This window comes from Streptomyces sp. NPDC092369, assembly GCF_044755245.1.
Taxonomy (GTDB): Bacteria; Actinomycetota; Actinomycetes; order Streptomycetales; family Streptomycetaceae; genus Streptomyces.
On sequence record NZ_JBIVQP010000012.1, the window covers coordinates 18,419 to 40,115 of the forward strand.

General features: G+C 67.2%; 18 protein-coding genes and 1 pseudogene. 9 read left to right on the top strand and 10 right to left on the bottom strand.

Going from position 1 to position 21,697, the window contains the following annotated elements:
- Window positions 1–116 precede the first annotated feature (116 nt).
- The 4 genes from ACIQI8_RS43965 to ACIQI8_RS43980 are packed head-to-tail and all read left to right on the top strand — an operon-like array spanning window position 117 to window position 4,821.
- On the top strand, window positions 117–1,265 hold the full coding sequence (locus tag ACIQI8_RS43965) for a polyprenyl synthetase family protein (protein ID WP_402364529.1): 1,149 nt from the start codon (window positions 117–119) through the stop codon (window positions 1,263–1,265).
- Window positions 1,262–2,833: a phytoene desaturase family protein gene (gene crtI / locus ACIQI8_RS43970; protein WP_402364532.1), complete on the top strand. Its 1,572-nt coding sequence runs from the start codon at window positions 1,262–1,264 to the stop codon at window positions 2,831–2,833. Before ACIQI8_RS43965 ends, crtI begins: the two co-directional genes overlap by 4 nt.
- Window positions 2,820–3,830 (top strand): phytoene/squalene synthase family protein, encoded by a 1,011-nt coding sequence (locus ACIQI8_RS43975; RefSeq protein WP_402364535.1) that lies wholly within the window; start codon window positions 2,820–2,822, stop codon window positions 3,828–3,830. Before crtI ends, ACIQI8_RS43975 begins: the two co-directional genes overlap by 14 nt.
- The gene (locus ACIQI8_RS43980; protein WP_402364538.1) at window positions 3,814–4,821 is read left to right on the top strand and encodes a DUF5914 domain-containing protein; all 1,008 of its coding nucleotides are present in this window, start codon (window positions 3,814–3,816) and stop codon (window positions 4,819–4,821) included. The genes ACIQI8_RS43975 and ACIQI8_RS43980 overlap by 17 nt, the downstream gene beginning before the upstream one ends.
- A gap of 29 nt (window positions 4,822–4,850) precedes the next feature.
- Here ACIQI8_RS43980 and ACIQI8_RS43985 read toward each other — a convergent pair whose 3' ends face one another.
- From ACIQI8_RS43985 to ACIQI8_RS44010, 6 genes are all read right to left on the bottom strand, one after another.
- Window positions 4,851–6,404 carry an FAD-dependent oxidoreductase gene (locus ACIQI8_RS43985; RefSeq protein ID WP_402364541.1) on the bottom strand — a complete coding sequence of 518 codons (1,554 nt, stop codon included), beginning with the start codon at window positions 6,402–6,404 and terminating at the stop codon, window positions 4,851–4,853.
- Window positions 6,401–7,132 (bottom strand): class I SAM-dependent methyltransferase, encoded by a 732-nt coding sequence (locus ACIQI8_RS43990; protein WP_402364544.1) that lies wholly within the window; start codon window positions 7,130–7,132, stop codon window positions 6,401–6,403. Before ACIQI8_RS43990 ends, ACIQI8_RS43985 begins: the two co-directional genes overlap by 4 nt.
- The gene (locus ACIQI8_RS43995) at window positions 7,129–8,355 is read right to left on the bottom strand and encodes a lycopene cyclase family protein (RefSeq protein WP_402364547.1); all 1,227 of its coding nucleotides are present in this window, start codon (window positions 8,353–8,355) and stop codon (window positions 7,129–7,131) included. Before ACIQI8_RS43995 ends, ACIQI8_RS43990 begins: the two co-directional genes overlap by 4 nt.
- Window positions 8,352–8,729 (bottom strand): hypothetical protein, encoded by a 378-nt coding sequence (locus ACIQI8_RS44000; RefSeq protein ID WP_402364550.1) that lies wholly within the window; start codon window positions 8,727–8,729, stop codon window positions 8,352–8,354. Before ACIQI8_RS44000 ends, ACIQI8_RS43995 begins: the two co-directional genes overlap by 4 nt.
- A 153-nt stretch (window positions 8,730–8,882) precedes the next feature.
- Window positions 8,883–10,130, bottom strand: a complete 1,248-nt coding sequence (locus ACIQI8_RS44005) for an NAD(P)/FAD-dependent oxidoreductase (protein ID WP_402364553.1) — start codon at window positions 10,128–10,130, stop codon at window positions 8,883–8,885.
- Window positions 10,131–10,344: 214 nt separating this feature from the next.
- Window positions 10,345–11,346, bottom strand: coding sequence for a MerR family transcriptional regulator (locus ACIQI8_RS44010; protein WP_402364556.1), 1,002 nt, complete (start codon window positions 11,344–11,346; stop codon window positions 10,345–10,347).
- 162 nt (window positions 11,347–11,508) lie between these two features.
- On the opposite strand from ACIQI8_RS44010, the pseudogene ACIQI8_RS44015 reads away from it, so the two are divergent.
- Together ACIQI8_RS44015 and ACIQI8_RS44020 are read left to right on the top strand one after the other, a co-directional pair.
- Window positions 11,509–12,125: pseudogene (locus ACIQI8_RS44015) on the top strand (sigma-70 family RNA polymerase sigma factor).
- 285 nt (window positions 12,126–12,410) lie between these two features.
- Window positions 12,411–12,890, top strand: coding sequence for a hypothetical protein (locus tag ACIQI8_RS44020; RefSeq protein WP_402364559.1), 480 nt, complete (start codon window positions 12,411–12,413; stop codon window positions 12,888–12,890).
- 835 nt (window positions 12,891–13,725) lie between these two features.
- Here the strand turns inward: ACIQI8_RS44020 and ACIQI8_RS44025 are convergent.
- On the bottom strand, window positions 13,726–14,589 hold the full coding sequence (locus tag ACIQI8_RS44025) for an SDR family oxidoreductase (protein WP_402364562.1): 864 nt from the start codon (window positions 14,587–14,589) through the stop codon (window positions 13,726–13,728).
- 834 nt (window positions 14,590–15,423) lie between these two features.
- Here ACIQI8_RS44025 and ACIQI8_RS44030 point away from each other — a divergent pair.
- A complete protein-coding gene (locus ACIQI8_RS44030; RefSeq protein WP_402364565.1) occupies window positions 15,424–15,930 on the top strand; it encodes an alpha/beta hydrolase in 507 nt (168 codons plus the stop codon).
- A gap of 460 nt (window positions 15,931–16,390) precedes the next feature.
- On the top strand, window positions 16,391–17,242 hold the full coding sequence (locus ACIQI8_RS44035; protein WP_402364568.1) for an acyl-CoA thioester hydrolase/BAAT C-terminal domain-containing protein: 852 nt from the start codon (window positions 16,391–16,393) through the stop codon (window positions 17,240–17,242).
- A 1,030-nt stretch (window positions 17,243–18,272) separates the two neighbouring features.
- On the opposite strand, the gene ACIQI8_RS44040 is transcribed toward ACIQI8_RS44035, so the two are convergent.
- The 3 genes from ACIQI8_RS44040 to ACIQI8_RS44050 all read right to left on the bottom strand — a co-directional run bounded on the left by ACIQI8_RS44040 (window position 18,273) and on the right by ACIQI8_RS44050 (window position 21,430).
- On the bottom strand, window positions 18,273–18,671 hold the full coding sequence (locus ACIQI8_RS44040; protein WP_062701857.1) for a nuclear transport factor 2 family protein: 399 nt from the start codon (window positions 18,669–18,671) through the stop codon (window positions 18,273–18,275).
- 280 nt (window positions 18,672–18,951) lie between these two features.
- Entirely contained in the window at window positions 18,952–20,055 is a 1,104-nt protein-coding gene (locus tag ACIQI8_RS44045) for an amidohydrolase family protein (protein ID WP_402364571.1), read from the bottom strand.
- Window positions 20,056–20,875: 820 nt separating this feature from the next.
- Window positions 20,876–21,430: a hypothetical protein gene (locus ACIQI8_RS44050; RefSeq protein ID WP_402364574.1), complete on the bottom strand. Its 555-nt coding sequence runs from the start codon at window positions 21,428–21,430 to the stop codon at window positions 20,876–20,878.
- A gap of 28 nt (window positions 21,431–21,458) precedes the next feature.
- Between ACIQI8_RS44050 and ACIQI8_RS44055 the strand changes: the two genes are divergently transcribed.
- A complete protein-coding gene (locus ACIQI8_RS44055) occupies window positions 21,459–21,686 on the top strand; it encodes a hypothetical protein (protein ID WP_402364577.1) in 228 nt (75 codons plus the stop codon).
- Window positions 21,687–21,697 lie beyond the last annotated feature (11 nt).

Genomic DNA, 21,697 nt, shown 5'->3' on the forward strand with positions numbered 1-21,697 from the left:
ATGAGGTGACCGTGATCCGGGCGGCTCGCACACCCGGTGGGAATCAGCGCATCCGTGCCCGGGCATGCGGCAGAAGCACTGGTGTAGAGGTGACTCCCAGTGCGAAGGGGTTGTGCATGATGGGACCGCGGCCCAGCGTGGCCGAGCCGGTCGAGCCAGGCGTCAGCCCACTCACGGCCCAGGACGCGGCCCGGGCCGTGGAGACGGAGCTCGGGCGCATCCTCGATGAAGGGTTGAGAAAGGCCCGCGAGACGGATCCGCTGTTCGCCCGCGACATCACCGAACGCGTCACGTCCTTGGTCCGCCGCGGCGGAAAACGGCTGCGTACGGCGTTCGCGTGGTGCGGATGGCAGGCCGCCCACGGATCCGGGGACACCACGCCGGTCCTGCGCACGGGTGCCGCCCTCGAACTCCTCCAGGCATGCGCCCTGATCCACGACGACCTGATGGACGGATCCCCGCGGCGCCGCGGCGCGCCGTCGGTGCACATCGACCTGGCCCGCATGCACGAGAGCGCAGGCATGTCGGGCTCACCCGAGACATTCGCGGCCTCCGCAGCCGTGCTCTGCGGCGACCTCGCCCTGGCCTGGGCGGATGACCTGTTGACGGAAACGGCTCTCGGCTCGCCCTACGGTCCGCAACTGCAGCGTGAATGGCAGGCCATGCGAAGGGAGATGGTCGCCGGACAGTACCGGGACATCCACGCGCAGGCCACGGATGCGTCCGGCGTCGCGGAGGCCCTGACCATCGCCACTCTCAAGAGCGCTCTGTACACGGTCGAACGTCCACTGGCGTTGGGAGCGTCGCTGGCAGGTGCCGACGCCACCGTCCTGGACTCCCTGCGTTCCGCAGGGCGGTGTGCCGGTCTCGCCTTCCAGCTTCGCGACGACCTCCTCGGCGCCTTCGGCGACCCGGCTCTGACGGGCAAGCCGGCCGATGACGACCTGCGGACGCGCAAACTCACCTATCTGCTCGCCGTCGGAATCGAGCTCGCGGAAGCGTCCGGTGACCAGGAAGCCGCAGACCTGCTCTCCCCGCGTACGCCCTCCGTATCAAACAACGCAGTGCACCGCATGCGTGCCGCACTGGAGCGTCTCGGCGCGCAGTCCGTCGTCGAGTCGAAGATCGCGGCGCTGGCCGCGACGAGCCTGCGGCACTTCCACCGGACAGGCGCCGAACCCGCCATTCAAAGGGAGTTCGCGGCCCTGGTCGCGCGAGCTTCCGGAATCGCACCGCAGTGCACCGGGAGAGAGGAGGCGGCGTGAGAACGGTAGCGGGACCGACGGATCATGTGGTCGTGGTGGGCGCCGGGCTGTCCGGCCTCGCCTGCGCGCTGCACCTGCTGGGCGCAGGACGCAGGGTGACAGTCGTGGAACGGGACGCCGAACCCGGCGGCCGGGCGGGCCGGACACAGCTGGGCGGCTACCAGGTGGACACCGGGCCCACGGTGTTGACCATGCCCCATCTGGCGGACGAAGCGTTCGCCGCCGTTGGCGACAGCCTCGGCCGTCACGTCGAACTGACGGCGCTCGATCCCGCCTACCGGGCATGTTTCGCGGACGGGTCCTCACTGGATGTACACACCGACGGCGAGGCCATGGAGGCCGAAGTCAGACGCTTCGCCGGTCCGGCCGAGGCGTCCGGCTACCGCGAACTGCGGAACTGGCTGCAACGGCTCTATCAGGCCCAGATGCGGCGATTCATCGACACCAACTTCGACTCGCCCTTCCAACTGCTGCATCCGGACCTGGCCCGCCTGGCCGCCCTGGGCGGCTTCGGTCGACTCGACCAGCGCATCGGACGCTTCATCGCAGACCCCCGCCTGCGCCGGGTCTTCTCCTTCCAGGCCCTGTACGCCGGAGTGGCGCCGGCCCGAGCCCTCGCCGCGTACGCGGTGATCGCCTACATGGACACCGTGGCCGGTGTCTGGTTCCCCAAGGGGGGCATGCACGCGCTGCCGCGCGGAATGGCGAACGCGGCGGCACAGGCAGGGGCCGAGTTGCGCTGGTCGTCCGAAGTGGCCTCGCTGGAAAAGTCGGCGGGCCGGGTCCGCGCTGTGCGTCTGGCGTGCGGTGAACGGATCACCTGTGACAGCGTGGTGCTGACATGCGAGCTGTCCACTGCGCACCGCTTGCTGGGGCACAGTCCCAAACGCCCGGTCCGGCTGCGGCACTCACCGTCAGCTGTCATCCTGCACGCCGGTACCGACCGCACGTGGCCCGGCCTCGCTCATCACACCCTGTCCTTCGGCGCCGCCTGGGAACGCACCTTCGATGAACTCACCCGCTCGGGGCGGCTGATGAGCGATCCATCCCTGCTGATCACCCGACCCACAACGCACGACCCCGCCCTGGCCCCGCCGGGCAAGCATCTGCACTACGTCCTGGCACCCTGCCCCAACACCGACGTGGGTCCATCGCTTGATGAGTGGCGCGACCTGGGGCCTCGTTATCGCGACAGCCTGGTCCGCGAGCTGGAGCGCCGCGGTCTCGTCGGATTCGCGGACAGCGTGCAGGAGGAAATGCTGGTGACCCCGCTGGACTGGGCGGCACAGGGCCACGCCGCGGGCGGCCCCTTCTCCGTCTCCCACACCTTCGCCCAGACCGGCCCGTTCCGTCCCCGCAACCTGGTGCGCCACTTGGAGAACGTCGTGCTGGCGGGCTGCGGAACCACACCCGGCGTTGGCGTGCCGACGGTGCTCATCAGCGGAAAGCTCGCCGCCGCACGCGTGACCGGCCACCTTCCCGGCCGTGGTCGCCAGAGCCTTCGCCCGGCACCTCCCGGCGGCCGAGCCGTCACCATGACTGTGGAAGGCGCCCATGACCCGTCGTGAACTGGACGCGGCAGGCATTGCCGACCCCACGCTGCGAGCCGCCTACACCGAATGCCGCAGGCTCAACGCCCGCCACGGCAAGAGCTACTTCCTGGCCACTCGGCTGCTTCCGGTGGACCGCCGGTCCGCCGTGCACGCGCTGTACGGCTTCGCCCGCTGGGCCGACGACATCGTGGACACCCTCGATCATCGCCAGACTCCCCAGGAGCGTGACCGTCTCCTGCACCGCCTGGAAGGCGACCTGGCCCAAGGACTGCGGACCCGCGGCGGGAGCGACGCACCCGTCGTCCGGGCCGTCGCCGACACTGCCGAGCGCTACGGCATCGAACCCGCACTGTTCGAGGACTTCCTGGCCGCGATGCGCAGCGACTTGCATGTCACGGACTACCCGACCTACGCCGCCCTGCGCTCCTACATGCACGGTTCGGCCGCGGTGATCGGACTGCAGATGCTGCCGGTACTCGGCACGGTCGTCCCCCGCGAGGAGGCGGCTCCCTACGCGGCGGCCCTCGGCGTGGCCTTCCAGCTCACCAACTTCCTCCGCGACGTTGGCGAAGACCTCGATCGGGGACGCGTCTATCTCCCGGCGGATCTCCTCACCTCCCACGGCGTGGATCGGCCGCTGCTGGAGTGGAGCAGACGCACCGGCCGCGCCGACCCACGCATCCGCGCTGCTCTGGTCGACGCCGAAGCCCTGACACGCAGGGTGTACGAGTCCGCAGAGAAGGGCATCGCCATGCTCGATCCGCGAACGCGCCCCTGCATCCGTGCCGCTTTCACCCTGTACGGCGGCATCCTCGACGCGATCGCAGACCAGGAGTACACGGTGCTGCACCGTCGTGCGGTGGTGTCCCGCAAACGCCGTGCAGCCACGATGGCCACCGGCCTTGTGCAGGTCGCCGGCGCGCGTGGGCGCTTCCGCATCGAGCGCCGGAGCACCGGTCGAGCGGCACCGCATACCAGCGAAAGGATTCCGTCAAGTGACAGACCGAGCTGACCGTTCCGGCTGGACGCCACCGCTTAGGCGGCGCCGCCGGTCATCGTGGGCAACCCAGGAGCCGACGTGGCGGGAAGCACGCCCGGCACTGATCGCCGACGCGCTCAAAAGGGCGTCGGCCAAGCCCTCCGGCAACTGGTTCGTCGTCGGCAGCTCCCGCAATCTGCGTGCCGGCGTCCGCCCCACAGGCAGGATCGTGGGGGGTGTCGAAGTCGTTGTGTGGCGGTCGGACACGGGTGAGCTGCACGCGGGCCCCGGTATCTGCCCCCACCTGGGCGCGCCCCTGCGGGACAGCAGGGTGGTGTGCGGCAGACTGGTGTGCCACTGGCATGGACTGGCGCTGGACGGCGGGTCGCTCGCGGGCTGGGATCCCTACCCTGTTCACGACGACGGCGTACTGGTGTGGGTCAGACTGGACGCGGTCGGGGGCGAGGACCCGACGGAACGCCCTATGGTGCCGGTGCGGCCGGTGGCGGGCACCGGGGTGGACGCTGTCTTCACGGCCGTCGGGCGGTGTGAGCCCCAGGACGTGGTCGCCAACCGGCTCGATCCTTGGCACGGCTCATGGTTCCACCCGTACTCGTTCGTCGACCTCACGGTGGCACGGCCACCACAAGGGGAAGGGGACGACGTCTTCGTCGTTGACGTCTCCTTCCGGGTGACCGGCCGTCTGGTGGTTCCGGTCCGCGCGGAATTCACCGCTCCCGAACCCCGCACGGTCGTCATGCGCATCACCGAGGGAGAAGGGGCAACGTCCGTGGTGGAGACTCATGCCACGCCCTTGACCCGCGATTCGGCCCAACGCCCCCTGACCGCGGTCACGGAAGCAATCGTCGCCGCCTCGGACCGCCGGGGCTTTGCTCTGGCCCGAGCCGCAGCACCCGTGCTGCGACCGCTGATGCGCCGGACAGCCGGCAGGCTCTGGAAGGACGACCTGGCGTACGCGGAGCGACGCTGGTTCCTTCGCAGCACGGGACACTTTCCGGGGTGACCGAACCACGGATGAAGGGCCCCGCAAGCTCAGCTGTCCCCCCATCGGCCGAGAAATCGCATCACAGGTGAGCGGCCGGATCGAGGGACGGTCCACAGTGTCTGTCCCCGGACGCCCCAGTTCGCGAGCAGGGCCCCGGCTGCCAGGAATCCGGTCGTAGCCGCGCGTTCCATCAGCGCAACGGGAAGGTCGCAGCGGATCGCGTCACCGGCGAGCGTGACCCTGGGGTGGGGCGTCAGCACGGTGGGGCGCCGCGCGTAGGAACCGACGGGAAAGAAGGGACAGTCGGAGCGCCATTCGTCCCGGAGGTCGACGATCCGTGCCGGCTCTGTTTCCGGGTACACACGATGGAGGCTCGCGATGAGACGGTTTCGCACCGTCAGGGGGTCCGCGTCACCGGCCAGAGCGTACGCGTGCAGCTCCACGACGGAGCCGCCGTTGTGAGCTGCCCACCGTGCGGCTTCTCCTTCATAGTGGTTGAGGACGCTGATGTTGTCCAAGCCGTCGTAGCCGCTGGTGCCGAGAAATCCGGGGCGGTCGGCCCGGACTGGCCTGTCGAGCCAGATACGGGATACGAGAAAAGGCGGGGCAGTCGTCACAGAGGCGATGTCGTCGCGCCAGCCCGGAGTGCCGAGGCCTGGTGAGGCGGCGACCACCTCACGCAGTGCACCGGAGTCGAGAGCGAGCACCGCCGCGTCATACCCGTCCACCGTGTGGTCTGTCCGCACTTCCACTCCCCCGTGCGCGTCGGGCAGGACGCACCGCACGGGTGTGCCGGTGCGGATGTCCGCCCCCAGGCGCTGGAGGTACTCACCGAGCGGCTCCCAAAGGGCCTGGGGGAAGGGCTCGTCGGGTACGTCGAAGAGCAGGCCCTCCGCGGAGCCCAGGAAGTAGATGTGGAACATCAGCAGCATTTCCGCAGCCGACAGTTCGCGTGGATCGGCGAAGAAGCTGCGGGAGAACACCTCAAACGCCAGATGGTGAGCAGCTTCGGGGAAGCGGACGCGGTCCAGGAACGCTGTGGCGCTCATTCGGTCGAAACGGTCGTAGACCTCGGGCACCCGGACGTCGAGGAGCGGTAGCGCGGCGCGTGCGTCCATTGCGGTGAGGTCGCGCCAGCCGAAAGTCGGGCTCAGGGCGGCGAAGCCGAGCGCGCTGAAGGGTGGGGTACGCGGTACGTGGACGAAGCTGTCGGTGAGTCCGCCACTGTGCCGTAGCGGATAGTCAGGCAACGGACGAAGGCGATCCAGCCCGGGATCGGTTCGCCGTAGCAGGCCGCGCAGGTTGTAGTACTGGCGGAAAAAGGCGTGGAAGCCGCGGCTCATCGTCACCTGGGAGCCGTCGGACAGGCGGGTACGCCGGCCTGCGAGGCGTCCGCCGAGCGACTCCTCTTTTTCGTGGAGCGTGACACGGACGCCTCGTTCGGCCAGCAGGGTGGCCGCGGCCAGACCCGCGATACCGCCGCCGACGACGACCACGGCGGGCGCATCGTCAGGAGCGAAACGGGCGCGCCCCGGCGCGGGCATGATGATTTCGGCTTTGCGGTCCCGGCCCCTCGATACCGTCTGCCGTCGCACTCTCATCCGGCGTCCGAGGCCTGCGTGCTGGTGGGGTTGGACGCCAGGAAGGTGTGCACGATGCCGGTCTGCCAACCTGCTACGGGGGCGACCCGCACACCGGCGAAGCCGGCATCCGAAAGACGCGAGGTGAAGGCGGGGGCAGTGTCGAAATCGAGGACACTGCGCCACAGGTATCGGTAAAGGGCGCGATCGCCGCTCAATGTTCCCGCGGGAATGATCACGCCGTGGCAGACCGCCGTCCACAGTGCTCGGTGGGTGGCGGAGCCGCTGAGACTGTACTCGTGGACGGCGAGCCGGCCGCCGGGTCGCAACAGTGAACGGACGGCTGTCAGGATCCTGTCCGGGTCGGTGACGTTGCGGAACAGGTAGGCGGCGAACACCGCGTCGTACGATCCCTCTCCACTCGTCGCGATTTCCTCGGCCGTACGGTGCTGAAACCGCACACGCGCGGGCCACGATTTGGCCATGGCGCGCCGCAACATTCCTGATGAGGCGTCGACGGCGGTGATCCTGGCGCATGGTGCAGCCCGCAGAAGGGCCCTGGTGGAAGCGCCCGTACCGCAACCGAGATCCAGCAGATGCAACCCGGTTCCGGCTTGTGGCAGCCGCAGGCGACGCGCAGACCGTAGGAGATCTGTGCGGTAACCGGGGTTGAAGGCAGTGAGGCGGTCGTAGGTGCGTGAGGCGTGGTCGAAAGCCCGTGCCAGTTCGTGGTCGCGCAGCTGTGTCATCGGTGGTCTTCTCCAGTCCGTGGTTCGGGTGGCGAACGGCGGGGCAAGAAGGGCAGTTCGACGGCTGTACGGAGCATGGGGCCGATGGGGGTGCGCAGGCCGACGCTCCACTCCTCCCACAAGGACGTGTCGCCGTCGAGGAAGCGCAACAGACGTTCAGGCGGGATACGCCGGAACAGGCCCGTGAAAAAGTCGGGACCGTTGATCCGCCCTGTGTCCAGGGCTCGCAGCAGCACGGCGTCCATGGCCAGAGCCCGCTGCCCGTACGGCGCAGGCACCAGGGCATGGCCTGCACGCAAGGAGGCGGCGATGGCACGGCTCTGCCGCTGAACGGCAGCGAAGGTGTACCCGGTCGACGGCCGGGTGGCGCCGCCCGCCGTACCGATCCGGAAAACTGCCGGTCCTACCTGGTGGGCGAGGCGCGCGTCGGTCATGGGGATGGCACCCTGTTCTGCCGATTCGACCTCAAACGCGCCCAGCTCCAGGATGTGGCGGCAGTAGTGCAGGAGAGCGGTCTCGTACGCCGCGGTGGTCAGTGGGGCCCGGGAGAACTCGGTGTACTCGACCAGGGCCCGGTCCGGCGCCAAGGGCAGAACGTAGCCGAAGGCGAGTCCATGGCTCGGCTGCGGCACCCGGAAGTCCATCAGGTCGGCGACCGAAGGGTCGAATCGGGCTGTCTCGGTGCGCAGGAACCAGCCGCGGAAGTGCTGCGTCAGCTGGGTGCGGGCCGGCGGCAGATGGTGCCTCGGGCGGGAGTCGAAGGCGTATCGCGCACGCAAGGACAGGACCCGGCCGTCTGCGGGCGTGCACAACACCTCAGCGCCGCCGGCCGTGTTGCGCACTGTGTGCGCTGTCGCCCGCAGAATGCGTACGCTCGAAAGACGTGTGAGCCGAGAGTGCACAAGACGTTCAAAGTCCGCGGACCGCACCATGTGGTAACTGAGCGGCGACGGACGCACGGTCGTCGCAGAACCGTCGGCGCCGTGGATCCGCAGCCGGGACCAGGACGCGCTCACCGCTTCGTCGATGTCGCTTTCGCCGCAGTCCCAGTAGCACCAGGTCCGCTCGGGAGGACGCAACGCCCCGTCGGGGGCTTCGACGAGTGTGATGCCGAGTGAGGGGGAAGCCCCCGCCAGTCGGTAGGCAAGACTGAGTCCAGCCGCTCCCCCGCCGACGATAATCACATCCTGCGGCGCTTCGAAAGCACCGGACCGAAGACTCACCCGGCCCTCCGATCGACGGCGGGAGCTCTTTCCAGGGCGGAGCCCCGCTGTTCGGCGCCTGCTTCCATCGCACAGACGAGGGCAACCAGGACAAAGGGTGAGTTGCCTTCGGCTCGCTTCGGCAGGACCGCGTCCGTCACGCGAAGTTCGACGAAGCAGGTATCGGCGTTCCCTGGCGCCGTCTCCAGGACATCGGTGACCCTGGTTCGTGTCTCCCGGATCACTGCCCCCAGCCGGACGCCCAGCAATGGCTTGGATTCAGGCCGCCCCGTGGTCCGCACCTGCGGTCGTTCTGCGACCGCGTCGATGAAAGCGTCACGCACCGGTGTGAGGCTCACGACGGCGATTCCGGAGCGGCCGAAGCCAGCGGCCACGGAAGCGACGCAGCAGCGACGCCGGCTACCAGTGCTTGCACCGCTCAGGTTCACACTTCGCTCCATATCCCAGGAAGCTCGCCCGGTCTTTCCCCACCTTCTGTTCCGCGTCCGGACCACACACGGATTCAACTCGCGCGAACTGATCGGCCCTCAGCGCGACGCCACATCGCTGAGCAGTTCCCGTGCCGCCCGCGTACCAGAGGCCAGCGCGCCCTGAACGCTGCCGGTCGCCCGGTAGTCCCCGCAGACGTACCTTCCTGGTGCGATACGCGTCGTACGGCTCAGCGGCCAGGGCGGCTCCATCGCGGGAAGCGCCCGTTCAACGGTGTAACTGCCCACCTGTCGCCAACTGCTCGTTTCAGTGCCGTACAGCTCCGACAGGCGCCGAAGCACCCGATCGGCGGAGCCCAGCCGGTCCGCACCCAGTACGGATGTGGAGATCAGGGCGGTCCCCGGCGGAGCGTACGTGGGAGCGACCTGAGTCAACACACAGGTGTTCAGCACGCTTCCGGAACTGTCTACGACCAGCGTGGGCTCCGTCAGTGGGGGGCGTTCGGCGGCGTGGTAGTAGGTGGTCACCGTGCGGCCATCCGGAACGGTCAGGCCCGGCAGCAGACGCGCTGCGGCGGCCGCGTCCGTCGCCACCACGACGGACGCGGCCGGCAGCTCATGGCCGTCGCTCAGCAGCACCCCATCAGGGGTGAGCATGTCGACCGGCGCATTCAACCGAAGAACGCCGTCGGGCAGGCCGTCTGCCAACTGGGCCGGAACAGCACCGACTCCGTCTGCGGGCAGACAGAGCGTTCCTCTGATCATGCTGCGCCAGACCAGATGGAAGAAGCGAGCCGAGGTTTCCAGCTTGTCCTCCAGGAACACCCCGGACAGAAAGGGCTTGAAGATCTCGGCAACTGATTGAGCCGACAGTCCTGCTTCGGAGAGAGCCGAGGCGGTGCTCCGGTCCGGGTATTGCTTGAGCACTCTGGTAGGCAGGAAGGCGTCCCTCGCCAAGAGCACGCCCAGGGCTAGCAGGTCCTGCGCCGACAGGACGCGCCCGGGCAGCAGTGCCCCCCATGCCGACCGCTGCCGGGTCGGATCGGCCAGCCGGACGGGTCCCGTCGAAGTGTGCGCGATGACGCCCGGAGTGAACGGCCTCAGCCGCAGCTCTCTCAGGTTCAGGCGCCGCTTGACCTGCGGATACGAGGTGTTGAACACCTGGAAGCCGCGATCCAGCAAGAAGCCGTTGCGACGGTCCGTTCTCATCCGGCCTCCCACGCCGTCGGAAGCTTCCACCAGCACCACGCGCTGTCCGGCGCGGCACAGGTCCAGAGCGCAGGCGAGACCGGCCAGGCCCGATCCGACGACAACCGAGTCGGGAGTGCTGTGCGAGTGACTGGTCATGTGCCTCTTCCTTCAGCGTCAGGTTTCGCGGTGTGAGCAGCGGGTGGGATTCCTGCTCGCGTCTGCGCCTGTCCCGCTCTTCCGGCCCCGTCCCGGCTCGGTCTGCGTCGTTTCTGGTTTCAACAGGAGGCATACAGGCGTCCCCGCCCGAGCACCGTCTCCCCTTCGATGCCAGGCACAACCCACTCGTGTACCCCAGACATGCAGTGCGTCCTCATCTGCGGACGGCGGACTCCACTGCCGCCACAGCCTCCGCCAGTCCTGAAGGGCGCGGGCAACCCGCCAGGGTCTGTGCGGCCCAGCCCGGGCCGAGTGTCAGGACGACGGACCTCTTGCGTGCGCCGCGCACCCCCCACTCGATTGCCGCGATGTGCTGGGCCAGGGGCCGATTAGCGGTGGTTCGGGACTGGGACCAGAGCCCTACAGCGGCCGGCCCGGTTCTGCGTACGGCGGCGACAAGGGACTCGACGGGCAGAGCACCGCCGAACATACGAACGGACAGGCCCCGTTCAGCCAGCACCGCGGCCAGCACTTCGAGCGGCAGGGTGTGATGCTCCGCAGGCACGCAGGCGAGCAGCGTGCTGGCCTTTGGGTGATCGGCCGGCACGGGAGGCGAGTGGCGTCTCAGCGCACCGGAGACATGCCAGGACAGGAAGTGCTCGACTTCCACATACCGCTCTCCCGAGCCCTCCCACTTGCGGCCGACCGCCTGCAATGAAGGCATGATCACCTCCGTCCACGCCTTGATCAGGCCGTGTTGCTCGATGGTGTTCGCCAGTAGTTCATCGAGGGCGGAAGCGTCCAGGCGTAGGGCCGCACGGGCGACTCCCTTGCATTCCTGACGAACGTCGCCGGGTCTCAGACCGGTGCCGACGCGGCTGGGCATGACAGCGGCAGGTTGCGGGACATCTGGATCACCAGCGTCGTGCGGAGGCGCGCCGGAAACCGACTCGCTGAGGGCCACTCGAGCCGCCTCAGCAGGCGGCATTCCAGTTGCCGTCAGTGCGCACATTCGGTCGAGCCTGGCCAGGTCCTCGGCTGTCCAGCGTCGATGACGGCCGCCGGTGTGCGCGGCAGGGCCAAGTCCATAGCGTCGATCCCACGAACGGACAGTCGTCGGCGCCACACCCAGACGCCTCGCCACCTCGCCCGTGGTCAGCCCGCCACCTCGCCGTACCCCTGCCTCTTCGCCGTCGACCTCGCCCGTGTCCACCACCCTCTCATTTTACGACGCACAAGCGACGCGTGTTGTGTGCGTCGTTTCCTCTCACAAGACTTGGTTACACGAAACCGGCGAATCCGACGCAGACAGCGCCCCGATCCGCTGTGCGGGCGAACGCGAGTCACGCACAACCCCAGACGGCAGGAGGAACGGATCATGCCGACGAATACGCGAGACACCGACGTATGCTCTCCCGCCCTGCAAGGGACCCGCCACGAGGATGAACTCGCTCGTGGTCTTCTTGCCGCCGACGAGAACGCCTTCGCCGCCGTCTACCGACGCTGGGGCTCGCTCGTCCGCACAATGGCCACTCGCTCACTCGCTCACTCGGTGACGCGTACGAGGCGGAGGATGTCACCCAGCAAGTGTTCCTCGGCGCCTGGCGCGGCAGACACGGCTATCACCCAGAGAAGGGACCGCTCGGCGGCTGGATCGTCGGCATCACCCGACGCAAGATCATCGATGCACTGGCTGACAGAACCAAGCGCCTCAGCCTGATCGAAAACGCTGCCCACGACGCCGAGTGGAAGCTACACGACGAGGGCGAACCCACCGAGATCCTGGACCGCATACTCCTGGTCGACGCGCTGTCTCGACTGCAACACAGCCAGCGTCAGGTGCTGTGCCTTGCCTTCTACCAGGATCTGACCCAGCCACAGATCGCCGAGCTCACCGGGCTGCCGCTGGGAACGGTCAAGAGCCACACCCGACGTGGCCTCCATCGACTGCGCGAAGGAATCGAAAAGGATCGCACCAGTGAAAACGCCGCATAGCCACGCCAAGGAAGTTCCGCCACACACAACGGCATCGGCGCGCTGCGCGGTGGCCAGGTGGTGGCACCGCTCCGACCACCAGACGAAACCAGTGCCGCCCACGCCGTATCGGCCCGATGCCCGCACCTCGACTGCATGGTCGCCTGCAACCCTGCCCAAACGCCTGGTGCCCCCGCTACAACTCGCCTTTGGCGACAGTGCCGGCGACGGTCAGACCGAAAGAATGACCGCCGCCCTCGCCGTGCCGACGTCCGTCAGCAGGGGCGGCCGGGCAGGATCATCGCTATGAGTGAAGCAGCGGACCACGAGGGTCAGCCCGATGCTGTGCATATGCGGCCCGAGGGCGTCAGCGACGCAACGGTCGAAGCCCTGGGCACGCTATCGGAGGCACTGGAGACCGTAGAGCGGGCCCGAGGGCATCTGTATGCCTTCCATCAACTCACCGGAGGAGCCGACCTGGCCCTGGGTAAGGCCGTAGAGCAGTTGCGGGCGGCTGGGCACACGCAGCAGGCGGACGTGGTGGAGCGCGAGATCGTGGGTCGCAACGTCATCCCCGGCCACTGGACCTTCCAGATCGTCGAGGCGTACAACGCCACCTACTACCAGCCGTTCACCCACGTCGAAACACGCGTGCGGCAGGAGCTCGTCGACGGCCGGGCGCATCTGTACGAGGCGGAGATGAAAGAGGCGCGCCGTACGCGCGGGCACCCCGACCATACGGCACGGCCCGCCCTGCATCAGCCCGCGCCGGATGAGGAAAAGTGATCCACAAGGAACCTTGATCCATTGCACGACCACGGCGGGACAGAGGGCGATGACAAATGAACCTCACCCGTGCGCTGGGCGCCGCGACCGCCTTTACAGCGCCGCCACCATGATCAGACTCGCATGACTGGCCAAGCCCTGTGCGTCCGCGCGGGAACCTGGCGGTGAAGCACCGCGAGTCGCAGGCTTGATGATCAGGACCATCGGCGCATGGGATACGGCGATCGGACTGGCCATGGTCATCGGCACAGCAATGCCCGACACACACGCTCACCTGGTGCCGGTTCGCCTCGGACGCCTGCGACGCATTCCTATTCAACGTTCTCCTGCACAGGCGTGAGAGACGTCTGGAAGGCTCGCAGCCTCATGGGGCGCCCTGTGCGGCGTGAGCCTGAATGTGGCCAACGGGCCTCGACGGTTCTGATGACCTCGGCGTCGAGCGAGCCCGGGACGTTCTGGACATGTGGTCGTCCTGGTGGCCAGGCCCCGCATATCGCAGAAATGCCGCCCGGCAGTCGTCCACCACGCCGAATACGACGCACGTATGAGATGCACCGTACGTGGTCGGTGACATCCCCGTTCTGGACCCCGCCGCGAACGGCAGGGGGCTACAGGGCTCGCACTCAGCGCCGCCCCTTACGCGGGTAGGAGTCCGGTCCGATCTCCGCTGCACGCGGCAGCGCCGACTCACGCCGGCTCCGAGGGCTGCGACGACACCGAGCACCCCACCCACCGCGACCACGAGAAGAAGGCGCTGCCCTGCCGGCGCTCCCCGCGGGCCACGATCACCGTCGCCACGGCGCTCTCCTTGCTGCCCAGGGCTGCAGAAGAAATGCTATGCACCCCCGCGACCCGCGCGGCCGCCGGCTCCCAGCAAGCCCGTAGAGGGGAATTCGGAACGGAGCAAGGCGCGCCGGGACCAGAGGGCGACCAGACCGGGCAGGGCCGCCCGTACCGTCTGGACACCGCGAAGCCACGAAGGGACATACACCGTCGACGAGCGCCTTTCGACACCGTGGACCAGGCGAGCCGCCACGTCCGTGACCGGATAGACCTTCCGCGCCGGGCGCGGCATGTGCGCTCGCAGTTCACGCAGGACCGCATGCGTGTCGGCGTCCCGGATCATGTCCGTGTCGGTCCAGTTCAGGTAAGCGATCCCCACAGCGACTCCGCGGGGAGCCACTTCCGCGCGGAGAGCGTGCGCGAAGGACTCCGCGCCCGCTTTTGACGCGCAGTACGCGCTCATCATCGGTGCGGCGCCGATGGACGCGAGGGAGGCGATCTGCAGGTAGTAACCGTGGGTGTCGAGCAAGGCGGGCAGGAACACACGCGCGGTGACAGCGCTCCCGATCAAATTGACTTCGACCACACGCCGCCAGGTGGCCGGGGCGGAATCGACGAACGGGCCGCCCTCCGCAACGCCTGCGTTCGCCACCACCACCGTCGGCGGGCCGAAGCGATCGCGGACCTCGCCGGCAACCCGCGCCATCGCATCGTCGTCGGTAACGTCAACCTCCCAGTGCTGCGCCTGGGTCGGCAAAGACCGGGACACCCGCGCGAGCGTGTCCCCTTCCAGACCGAGCAGTGCGACCTTCGCTCCCCTGCGAGCCAGTTGCGTGGCGACCGCTGCACCGATACCCCGCGCGGCACCTGTCACCACCGCGACACGGCCTCGAAGAACGTACTGATGGTCAACCACGAGCTGCTCCTCTGCAGATGAGACCGGATCCTCTATACCCGAGCGACGCCGGGCCGATAAAGGTTGTCCGGGACGGCGTAGGGGTCGACAGGAACCTGAGCTGATGAGTACCTGACTCTGTCGGAGACCTTGGCATCTGGGGGTGTCGATCACGCCCCGTCGGCGGGATGGATGGACCACTTCCCTAGCTCAGACGTTTGTGGTGGTCGTCTGGCGAACGACACGACGGCACAGTCGTGGCGTGCGAGACGAGGGGACAAAATCAGGCATCGATCACGCAACGCCGTAGCGGGTACCCGCAAGAGATGATCCGGAACAGTGTCCTCGTCAACAGTGCGCAGGGTTCGTTAGGCCGGCCTCGGGAACCTCAGCGGATGACTTGAAGGCAACAGACGACGATGGAACTGGACCACGGCGAGGCGTGCACCACTGATCGTGGACGGCCTTAGCGGTGGGCATGGTCTGGGTCGTCATCACGTGTTTCCTTACTGGTGCCAGTTGCTCTCACGTACTTGCATCGCCCGGAGTCGGCCTATGACGCGCATGCGCGCAGCGGACTTCACTCGATCGGGTCAGCGATCTGGGCAAGCGGCTGCTGTGGCGGCGACGGATTCCTTCTGGACATGGGATCCGCGTCGGGCGAGAGGTGCCGTTGTGTCGGTCTGGTGTGAGGGGGTGGCGTCCACGCCTCTGCGGGTGCGCCATCTTCCGGAGCGGACGCGTGCGGCCGTGTTGGTCCTGCACGGAGGCCCACTTGTCTGCCGTCGTGCCACGCGTCCTTGGCAGTTGTCGGCGTTGCGGATGCGGCCGGTGCTGAGGGCCGCAGCATCGGCCGTGTCACTGGACGAGGTGCTGTTGGGCCAGGTGCGCTATCGGGACCGGGGCTGGAACGAGGGTGCCGCGGAGACTGATGCGCTGCGAGCGCTCAGCGACCTGGGCCGCTTGGCCGGGAACGTCCCGGTCATCCTGCTGGGGCATGCGATGGGCGGGCGGACCGCCCTGCGGGCCGCCGTGCACCCCCAGGTGCTCGGTGTAGTGGCGCTGGCCCCGCGCCTGCCGGCGTGCGAAAACGTCGGTGGACTGGCCGGCCGGAGCATCCTGCTCGTGCAGGGCGAGGACGGTGGCACGGCGGCCCGGCGACAGATGCAGGACTTCGTGCAGCGAGCGCGCACGGCGGGTGCCCGGGCCGGTGGTGTGGTCGTCCTCGGCGGCGGTCCGTGGATGGCGCGACGCGCGAGCACTTGGCACGGGGTCACGGCCGCCGCGGTACGTCAGATGCCGCGGCCTCATGCGCAGGGACCGCACCGGGCCTGGTCCAGCCCCGTTCCAGTCGTCGTGTAGAGCGGCTGTCCAAGCACATTGCCGGGGCATGGACGGACGAGTGACGTGTAAGGGCCTGCCTGGCTTCAGCCGGACCATGCTTCCCAGGCCATGTGCAGAGCGTCATGCCAGTGGACACGCGTGTCCTCGGCGGCCGGAAACCGCAACGCGTCCGGGGCCAACAGACGGATCGAGTAAGGGCCGCCCGGCCACGGCATCTGCTGCCGGGAAGCCTCCTGGGGCCGAAGCAGTTCCCTCAGATCCAGACCGACCACGGACCTTCCGGCGCACAGTTCGGCCAGGTTGATGGGGCTCGTTGAAATCCCCCGACCCTCGCTCATGGATGGGACAGACTTGCTCGCCGTGACTACCCCGTATAGAACGCCAAATTCTTGTTCGTAACGCCCCCATGCCGTGTTGCTTGATCATGCGTCTTAGGGTGCTTGGGATGGAGATTGGCGCTGCCTGGAAGGGGGAGGCGATGAAGGTCATTGAGTATGCGCTGACGGCTCCTTGGGAGGCGGTACTGCTGGAGCCGGCCGCAGGCAGCAGCACGGGTGTGGTCGTGTTGGCTGGGTCGAGCGGCCGGGTAGATCGGCAGCGCGCCCGTCTTCTCGCTGAGCAGGGCTTCCTCTCCCTGGCCATCCGCTGGTTCGGCGGACCCGGGCAGCCGGAGGGGATCTGCGAGGTACCGCTGGAGACGTTCGTCGCAGCCGTGGAGCTGCTGCGATCTCGCGGAGCGGGGCGCGTCGGCATCCTCGGTGTGTCCAAGGGCGCCGAGGCCGCGCTGCTGACCGCGGTGCACGAGCCGCGTGTGGACGTGGTGGTCGCCGTGTCACCGACGTCCCTGGTCTGGTGCAACGTCGGGCCGGGACTCGATGGACGGCAGCGTCCGTATCGCTCGTCTTGGACCTGGCGCGGACGCCCGCTGCCCTTTGTCCCGCTGGACGACTCCTGGCTGCCCGCCGTACAAGGTGACGGCCCCTTGGCGATCCGTGGCTGGTACGAACAGAGCGAGCGAACGTTCGCCTCACGCCTGGACGCCGCCGCCATTGCGGTGGAGAAGGCACGCGCCGACGTACTGCTGGTCGCTGGTGCCGACGACGCGATGTGGCCCTCCCTGCGGTATGCGCAGCAGTTGGCCGCCCGACGTCAAGCGGCCGGCGCCCGGGTTGAGGTGGTGGCCCGGGACGATGCAGGACACCGGCCGCGTCTCCCCGGCGAGGGCCCCGCCGCGCCCTCGACGGCCTTCCTCTACGGCGGCACAGCCAGCGGCGACACCCTGCTCGGCGAGGCCGCCTGGACGCCCCTCCTCAACCGGCTCCGTTCGTAGTCGTCTCCCAACGGGCTGGCTCCGGCCCAACAGTGCCAGGTCAACGATTTGGAGAACGAAGAGCGAGCCTGGGGACTTTCACAAAGCCTCATCAAGGTCGTCGTGAGCCGCGCGGCACTCGGCCGTGGACCGTGGACGACGACTGGTGGGCGTTGATCGGGCCGCTGTTGCCGCCCTGGCCGGAGACGTCACCGGGCCCGCAACCGGTATCGGACAGGCTGTGTCTTCAAGGCATCCTGGACGTTCTACAAGGACATAGCCTGGCAACTTCTGCCGCTGGAACTAGGTTTCGGTTCCGGACAGATCTGCTGGCGGCGCCTCGATCGCTGGCAGTAGGCCGGTGTCTTCGATCAACTGCACCGCATTCTGTTCGCCGGCTGAACGCGGCCGGCGAACTCGGCTAGTCCAGGGCGTGCGTGGACGGCTTCCACATCCGTGCGAAAAAGGAGCCGACACCGGTCCGTCGCAGGTCGGCCGGCGCATGACGGGCAGCAAGCACCCAGTGATCTGCGACGGACGCGGTACCCCGCTCAACGCATCACCCAGACCCTCGCCCTGATCCACGGCATCCCTCCCGTGGCTAGACAGCGCGGGCACCCGCGTCGTCGCCCCGCCTCGCTGCTCGGTGACAAGGGCCACGACTTCAACCCCAACCGCGAAGAGGTGCGAAGCGGCGAATCCTGTCGGTGATTTCACGCAAGGTCGCCCCGAACATCCGGGGCCTGGGCAAGCTCCGTTACGTCGTGGAGCAGACCTTCGCCCTGCTCCACCAGTTCAAACGCCTCGCCGTCCGATGAGAACGTCGGACCGAACTCCACGACGCCTTCGTCTCGTTGGCCTGCAGCCTCATCTGCTGGAGACGCCTCAAAAAGCACAGTCATGACCGTGCTACAAGCACATGGCGCCCTGTGCCCTGGGGCGACCCGGCTGTCAAGATGCTCGATATGCCGTGCCGAACGAAGATGATTGAGCCCGGTGCGATGCACCACATCCACCCAAGCTGAAAGCCCCAGCCCGGACTATCCCGCGGTCAGGGCTGGTCGTACCAGGCAAACGCTGCGATCCGCCAGCCCTCGGAGGTGCGGACGAACTGGATGGTCTTGGTCCCGTCTCCCTCGAACGGCTCACCATCCAAGATCCCGGACTTGCGGTACTCGCCGAACCGCGACGCGATATCGCCCGCGATCTCTGTCCGTTCAGAGGTCTCCCACTCGGAGAACTCGACCAGCCGACCGTCGGTCAGCAGCCGCTGGCGAGGCTCGATGAACTCGTCCACGGTATAGACCGTGAACTCCGGGCCGGTCTTGACGATCACGCCACCCGGAAGAACCAGGCGGCGGATCCGGGCCACGTCGGCAGCCTTGCCGCCCCGGTTGTCGAAGGCATCGAAGAACTCGGCGGTCACGACGTCTATCTCGATCTTGGACATGGCGCGACAGTAACAGCGAAGGGTCGCCGGACATCGTCGGTCTCCGCAGACTGCGGAAGGTCGTCGAGACAGACCGTCGCACGCCAGATCAAGCGCTTCGCAGTCCGCTGGCAGACGGCTCGACCTCCACACCGCCATAGTCTCCCTGGCCTGCGGACTGATCGGCTGGAGACGACTCGACAACCCTTCACCATGATCGCGTTACGAGCTCAAAGCACTCTCCACTTCCGCCGACGCCGGCGCGTCACTTCACGGGCATCATTCTGCCCGTCGGGACGTATCAGACTTTTATTCCGAACAGTTTTTCCGCGTTTCGGAAAGCAATCTTTTCCTTGACTTTACGTGGCAGATCGACTGCCCGGAACCAGTCGGTTCCATCCTTCATATTCGCAAACGGGTAGTCGGTTGCAAACATCACTCGATCAACGCTTATGTACTTCAGCAGGAGATCAAGCAGATCATCCTGGAAGAATGCGCTGGTTGTGAACCAGAAATTGTCATGGAAGTACTGCTCGAACGGCTTGTCCAGGCTACTCTTGGTCACTTCGCCCATCTTCTCGACGATGCGTTCGTAGAAAAACGGAAGACCTTCTCCCATATGGCCGATGATAATCTGGAGCTTCGGATGCCTGTCGAACACCCCTGAAGTGATCATTCGGAGGCACTGAGTGACGACTTCTTGGTGCCATCCATATGCAGAGATGCTGAGAACCTGGTCCTGGAACTCCTTCTGATATTCCGGCAGCATATTGCTGTAGTAGATTTGGAAAACCTCGTCAGGCGGCAGGCCCGGATGGATGTATATCGGCACATCAAGGGCTTCGGCGCGCGCCAGTACCGGCTCAAAGTCGGGATGGTCGAGGAATTTCTTCCCGATGATTCCATTAGTCAGACATCCCAGGAAGCCATCTTCCCGAACTGTGCGTTCCAGTTCATCTGCCGAGGCTTCCGGATTCTGCAGCGGCAAGGTTGCAAATGCCTGAAACCGCCCCGGATAGGCGGCCATCGGTCCGTCGACGAGCATCTTGTTGAGACGATACGCAAAGTCGATCCCCTTCCGACCTGGGACATTCTGCACACCTGGCGTATGTGCGGAAAGGACCTGAACGTTGAGCCCCGCCTCATCCATTGCACCGATGCGGCGCGGGCCGAGCTCTGCAAGACCGGTATCCTCGAGGAACAGCCTGTCGTTCAACACCATCAACTCATGGGTGGAAAAGGTCTCTTCTGTGCCGATGAAGGGCAAGTCCTGGTCTCGCAGAGAAATTTCCGAAGTTTCGTTCTCGTTCTCTGCCATGCAGGAGGCAATGGCATTCGTGGACAAGCCGGCACCAACGCCAAGTGCCGTGGCGGCCAGAAAATTGCGGCGTCCCATAGACTTCATCTCAGTCTCTCCTCAGGTGTTTGTGTGGTGCGGTATCCGTGCAGCATCCGTCCGCATCAATTCAGATCGACCCTCGTTGTCACCAGGCGCGCCCAGGCGTCCACCCAGGCCGCTTCCCCTCTCCCCCCTCGGCGCCTTTCTGGACGATCTCGCGGCGGGCCGGGAAGGGGTGTCGACTCGCACAGCCTCGACGAACCGCTGGAGCCGGACCGGTTCGTCTGCGTTCACCGGCAATAGACCGAGGACCAGCCGTGAGTCGAGGCCGCCGATGGGTACCGTGACGCCGCCGTGAGTGACTTCCAAGGGGTCAAGAACATGGAAGAACAACGAGACTCTCGCCATGTCGGTCCAGCCATCGCCGCTGACCGCTCGTTGTGCCATTGACCGACCTCCCTCCGGGTGACGTCTGCTTCGGTCTCCAGACTTCCGGTGAGAACCGCGGCTTTCGTCGGGCGGGAGGGCGAGGTGACGCGTACTGCCGGGGGCGACGGCGGGGGCGGATTACTCCCCGGGGAGTAATCGGCGGACGGCGCGCCGCACGGGGACGGGTGCGCTCCTGGGCGCCGCAGCTGTTCTCCCGGTAGCGCGACGGCACGGGTCTGCTGGCCGACTGCCCAAGCCACCCGGAAGCTGGCGGCGACGGCGGGGCTGTGACGTTGTTCAGCGAGCTCTGGTACTGATCTTGGGGAGCGGTCGCGGGGGTACTGAAGCAGGATCAACGTGCGGAGCAGTGTGAATCCGTCCCGACCGTACGACTGCCTCTTGATCTTTTTCACGCGTGTCTCGGCACCCTCCGTGCCACCAGATCTCCAGTGCACGGTCAGTCCTGCGCCGCCTTGAGATCGGCGGCCAGCCCGGTTGCCAAGCCGGTCATCCCCGGCAGCTGTGCGGCGCGCGCGCCGTCCATACGGCGGGGCAAGTCGGCACCAGTGCGCTGGGCCAGCATCCAGACGAAGTCCCGGACGAGGTCGTGGGTTTGCTCCAGCTCCGGACAGCCGTCGAGGACGGCCCTGAGCTGTTGAATCTCGTCCTCGGTAAGCGTGTCGGGGTGCCGGGTGATCCAACCGACGACGGTGCGCAGGGATGGTGCTGCCAGGATGGGGGCAGAAGCGCCTGGCCAGGTCAGGCGCCTGCGGGCCCAGTCCCGCAGGATGGTGCAGGGCACCGTATAACCTCGCTCGGCGAGTTCCTCACTCAGGCGCCAGTTGGTGATCTCTCCGTCGGTCTCGTCGATGCGCCGCTGCAGAGCGAACCGGCGGATGTCGAGTCGGCTGGCACGGGTTCGCCGTCCGGTGACCACGTCCTGCCAGCGGTCGGCGCGGGCGGTACCCCTGGACGGTTTGCCGTCCCCAGCCCGGGTGACGGGCGATCGCACGCGGGCCCATTCCCTCGCTCAACAGGCCATGGACCACGGCGTGATGCACGCGCATCCGCTCGGCGCGTCGACCGGTCGCAAGCGCGGGAGGCACCGGCTCGTCGCCGTCGGGTGGCGGGAGCGGGAGCGAGCGGAGGCAGTCGCGGTGCGTGGCGACGCGCTTCTCGACGGCCTGGCCCAGGTTCTGCAGCAGGTGGACGCGATCAGCAACTTGGAGGGCGTCGGGCGCTCCGAGCGCAGCACCCTCTCTTGCTAGTCCGGGCTATC

Coding starts and splice junctions, on each gene's coding strand:
- ACIQI8_RS44035 (WP_402364568.1), top strand. CDS start 16,391: ATGAAGGTCATTGAGTATGCGCTGACGGCTCCTTGGGAGGCGGTACTG.
- ACIQI8_RS43990 (WP_402364544.1), bottom strand. CDS start 7,132: ATGACACAGCTGCGCGACCACGAACTGGCACGGGCTTTCGACCACGCC.
- ACIQI8_RS43975 (WP_402364535.1), top strand. CDS start 2,820: ATGACCCGTCGTGAACTGGACGCGGCAGGCATTGCCGACCCCACGCTG.
- ACIQI8_RS44040 (WP_062701857.1), bottom strand. CDS start 18,671: ATGTCCAAGATCGAGATAGACGTCGTGACCGCCGAGTTCTTCGATGCC.
- ACIQI8_RS43965 (WP_402364529.1), top strand. CDS start 117: ATGATGGGACCGCGGCCCAGCGTGGCCGAGCCGGTCGAGCCAGGCGTC.
- ACIQI8_RS44045 (WP_402364571.1), bottom strand. CDS start 20,055: ATGAAGTCTATGGGACGCCGCAATTTTCTGGCCGCCACGGCACTTGGC.
- ACIQI8_RS44020 (WP_402364559.1), top strand. CDS start 12,411: ATGAGTGAAGCAGCGGACCACGAGGGTCAGCCCGATGCTGTGCATATG.
- ACIQI8_RS43985 (WP_402364541.1), bottom strand. CDS start 6,404: ATGAGAGTGCGACGGCAGACGGTATCGAGGGGCCGGGACCGCAAAGCC.
- ACIQI8_RS44005 (WP_402364553.1), bottom strand. CDS start 10,130: ATGACCAGTCACTCGCACAGCACTCCCGACTCGGTTGTCGTCGGATCG.
- ACIQI8_RS44055 (WP_402364577.1), top strand. CDS start 21,459: ATGGACCACGGCGTGATGCACGCGCATCCGCTCGGCGCGTCGACCGGT.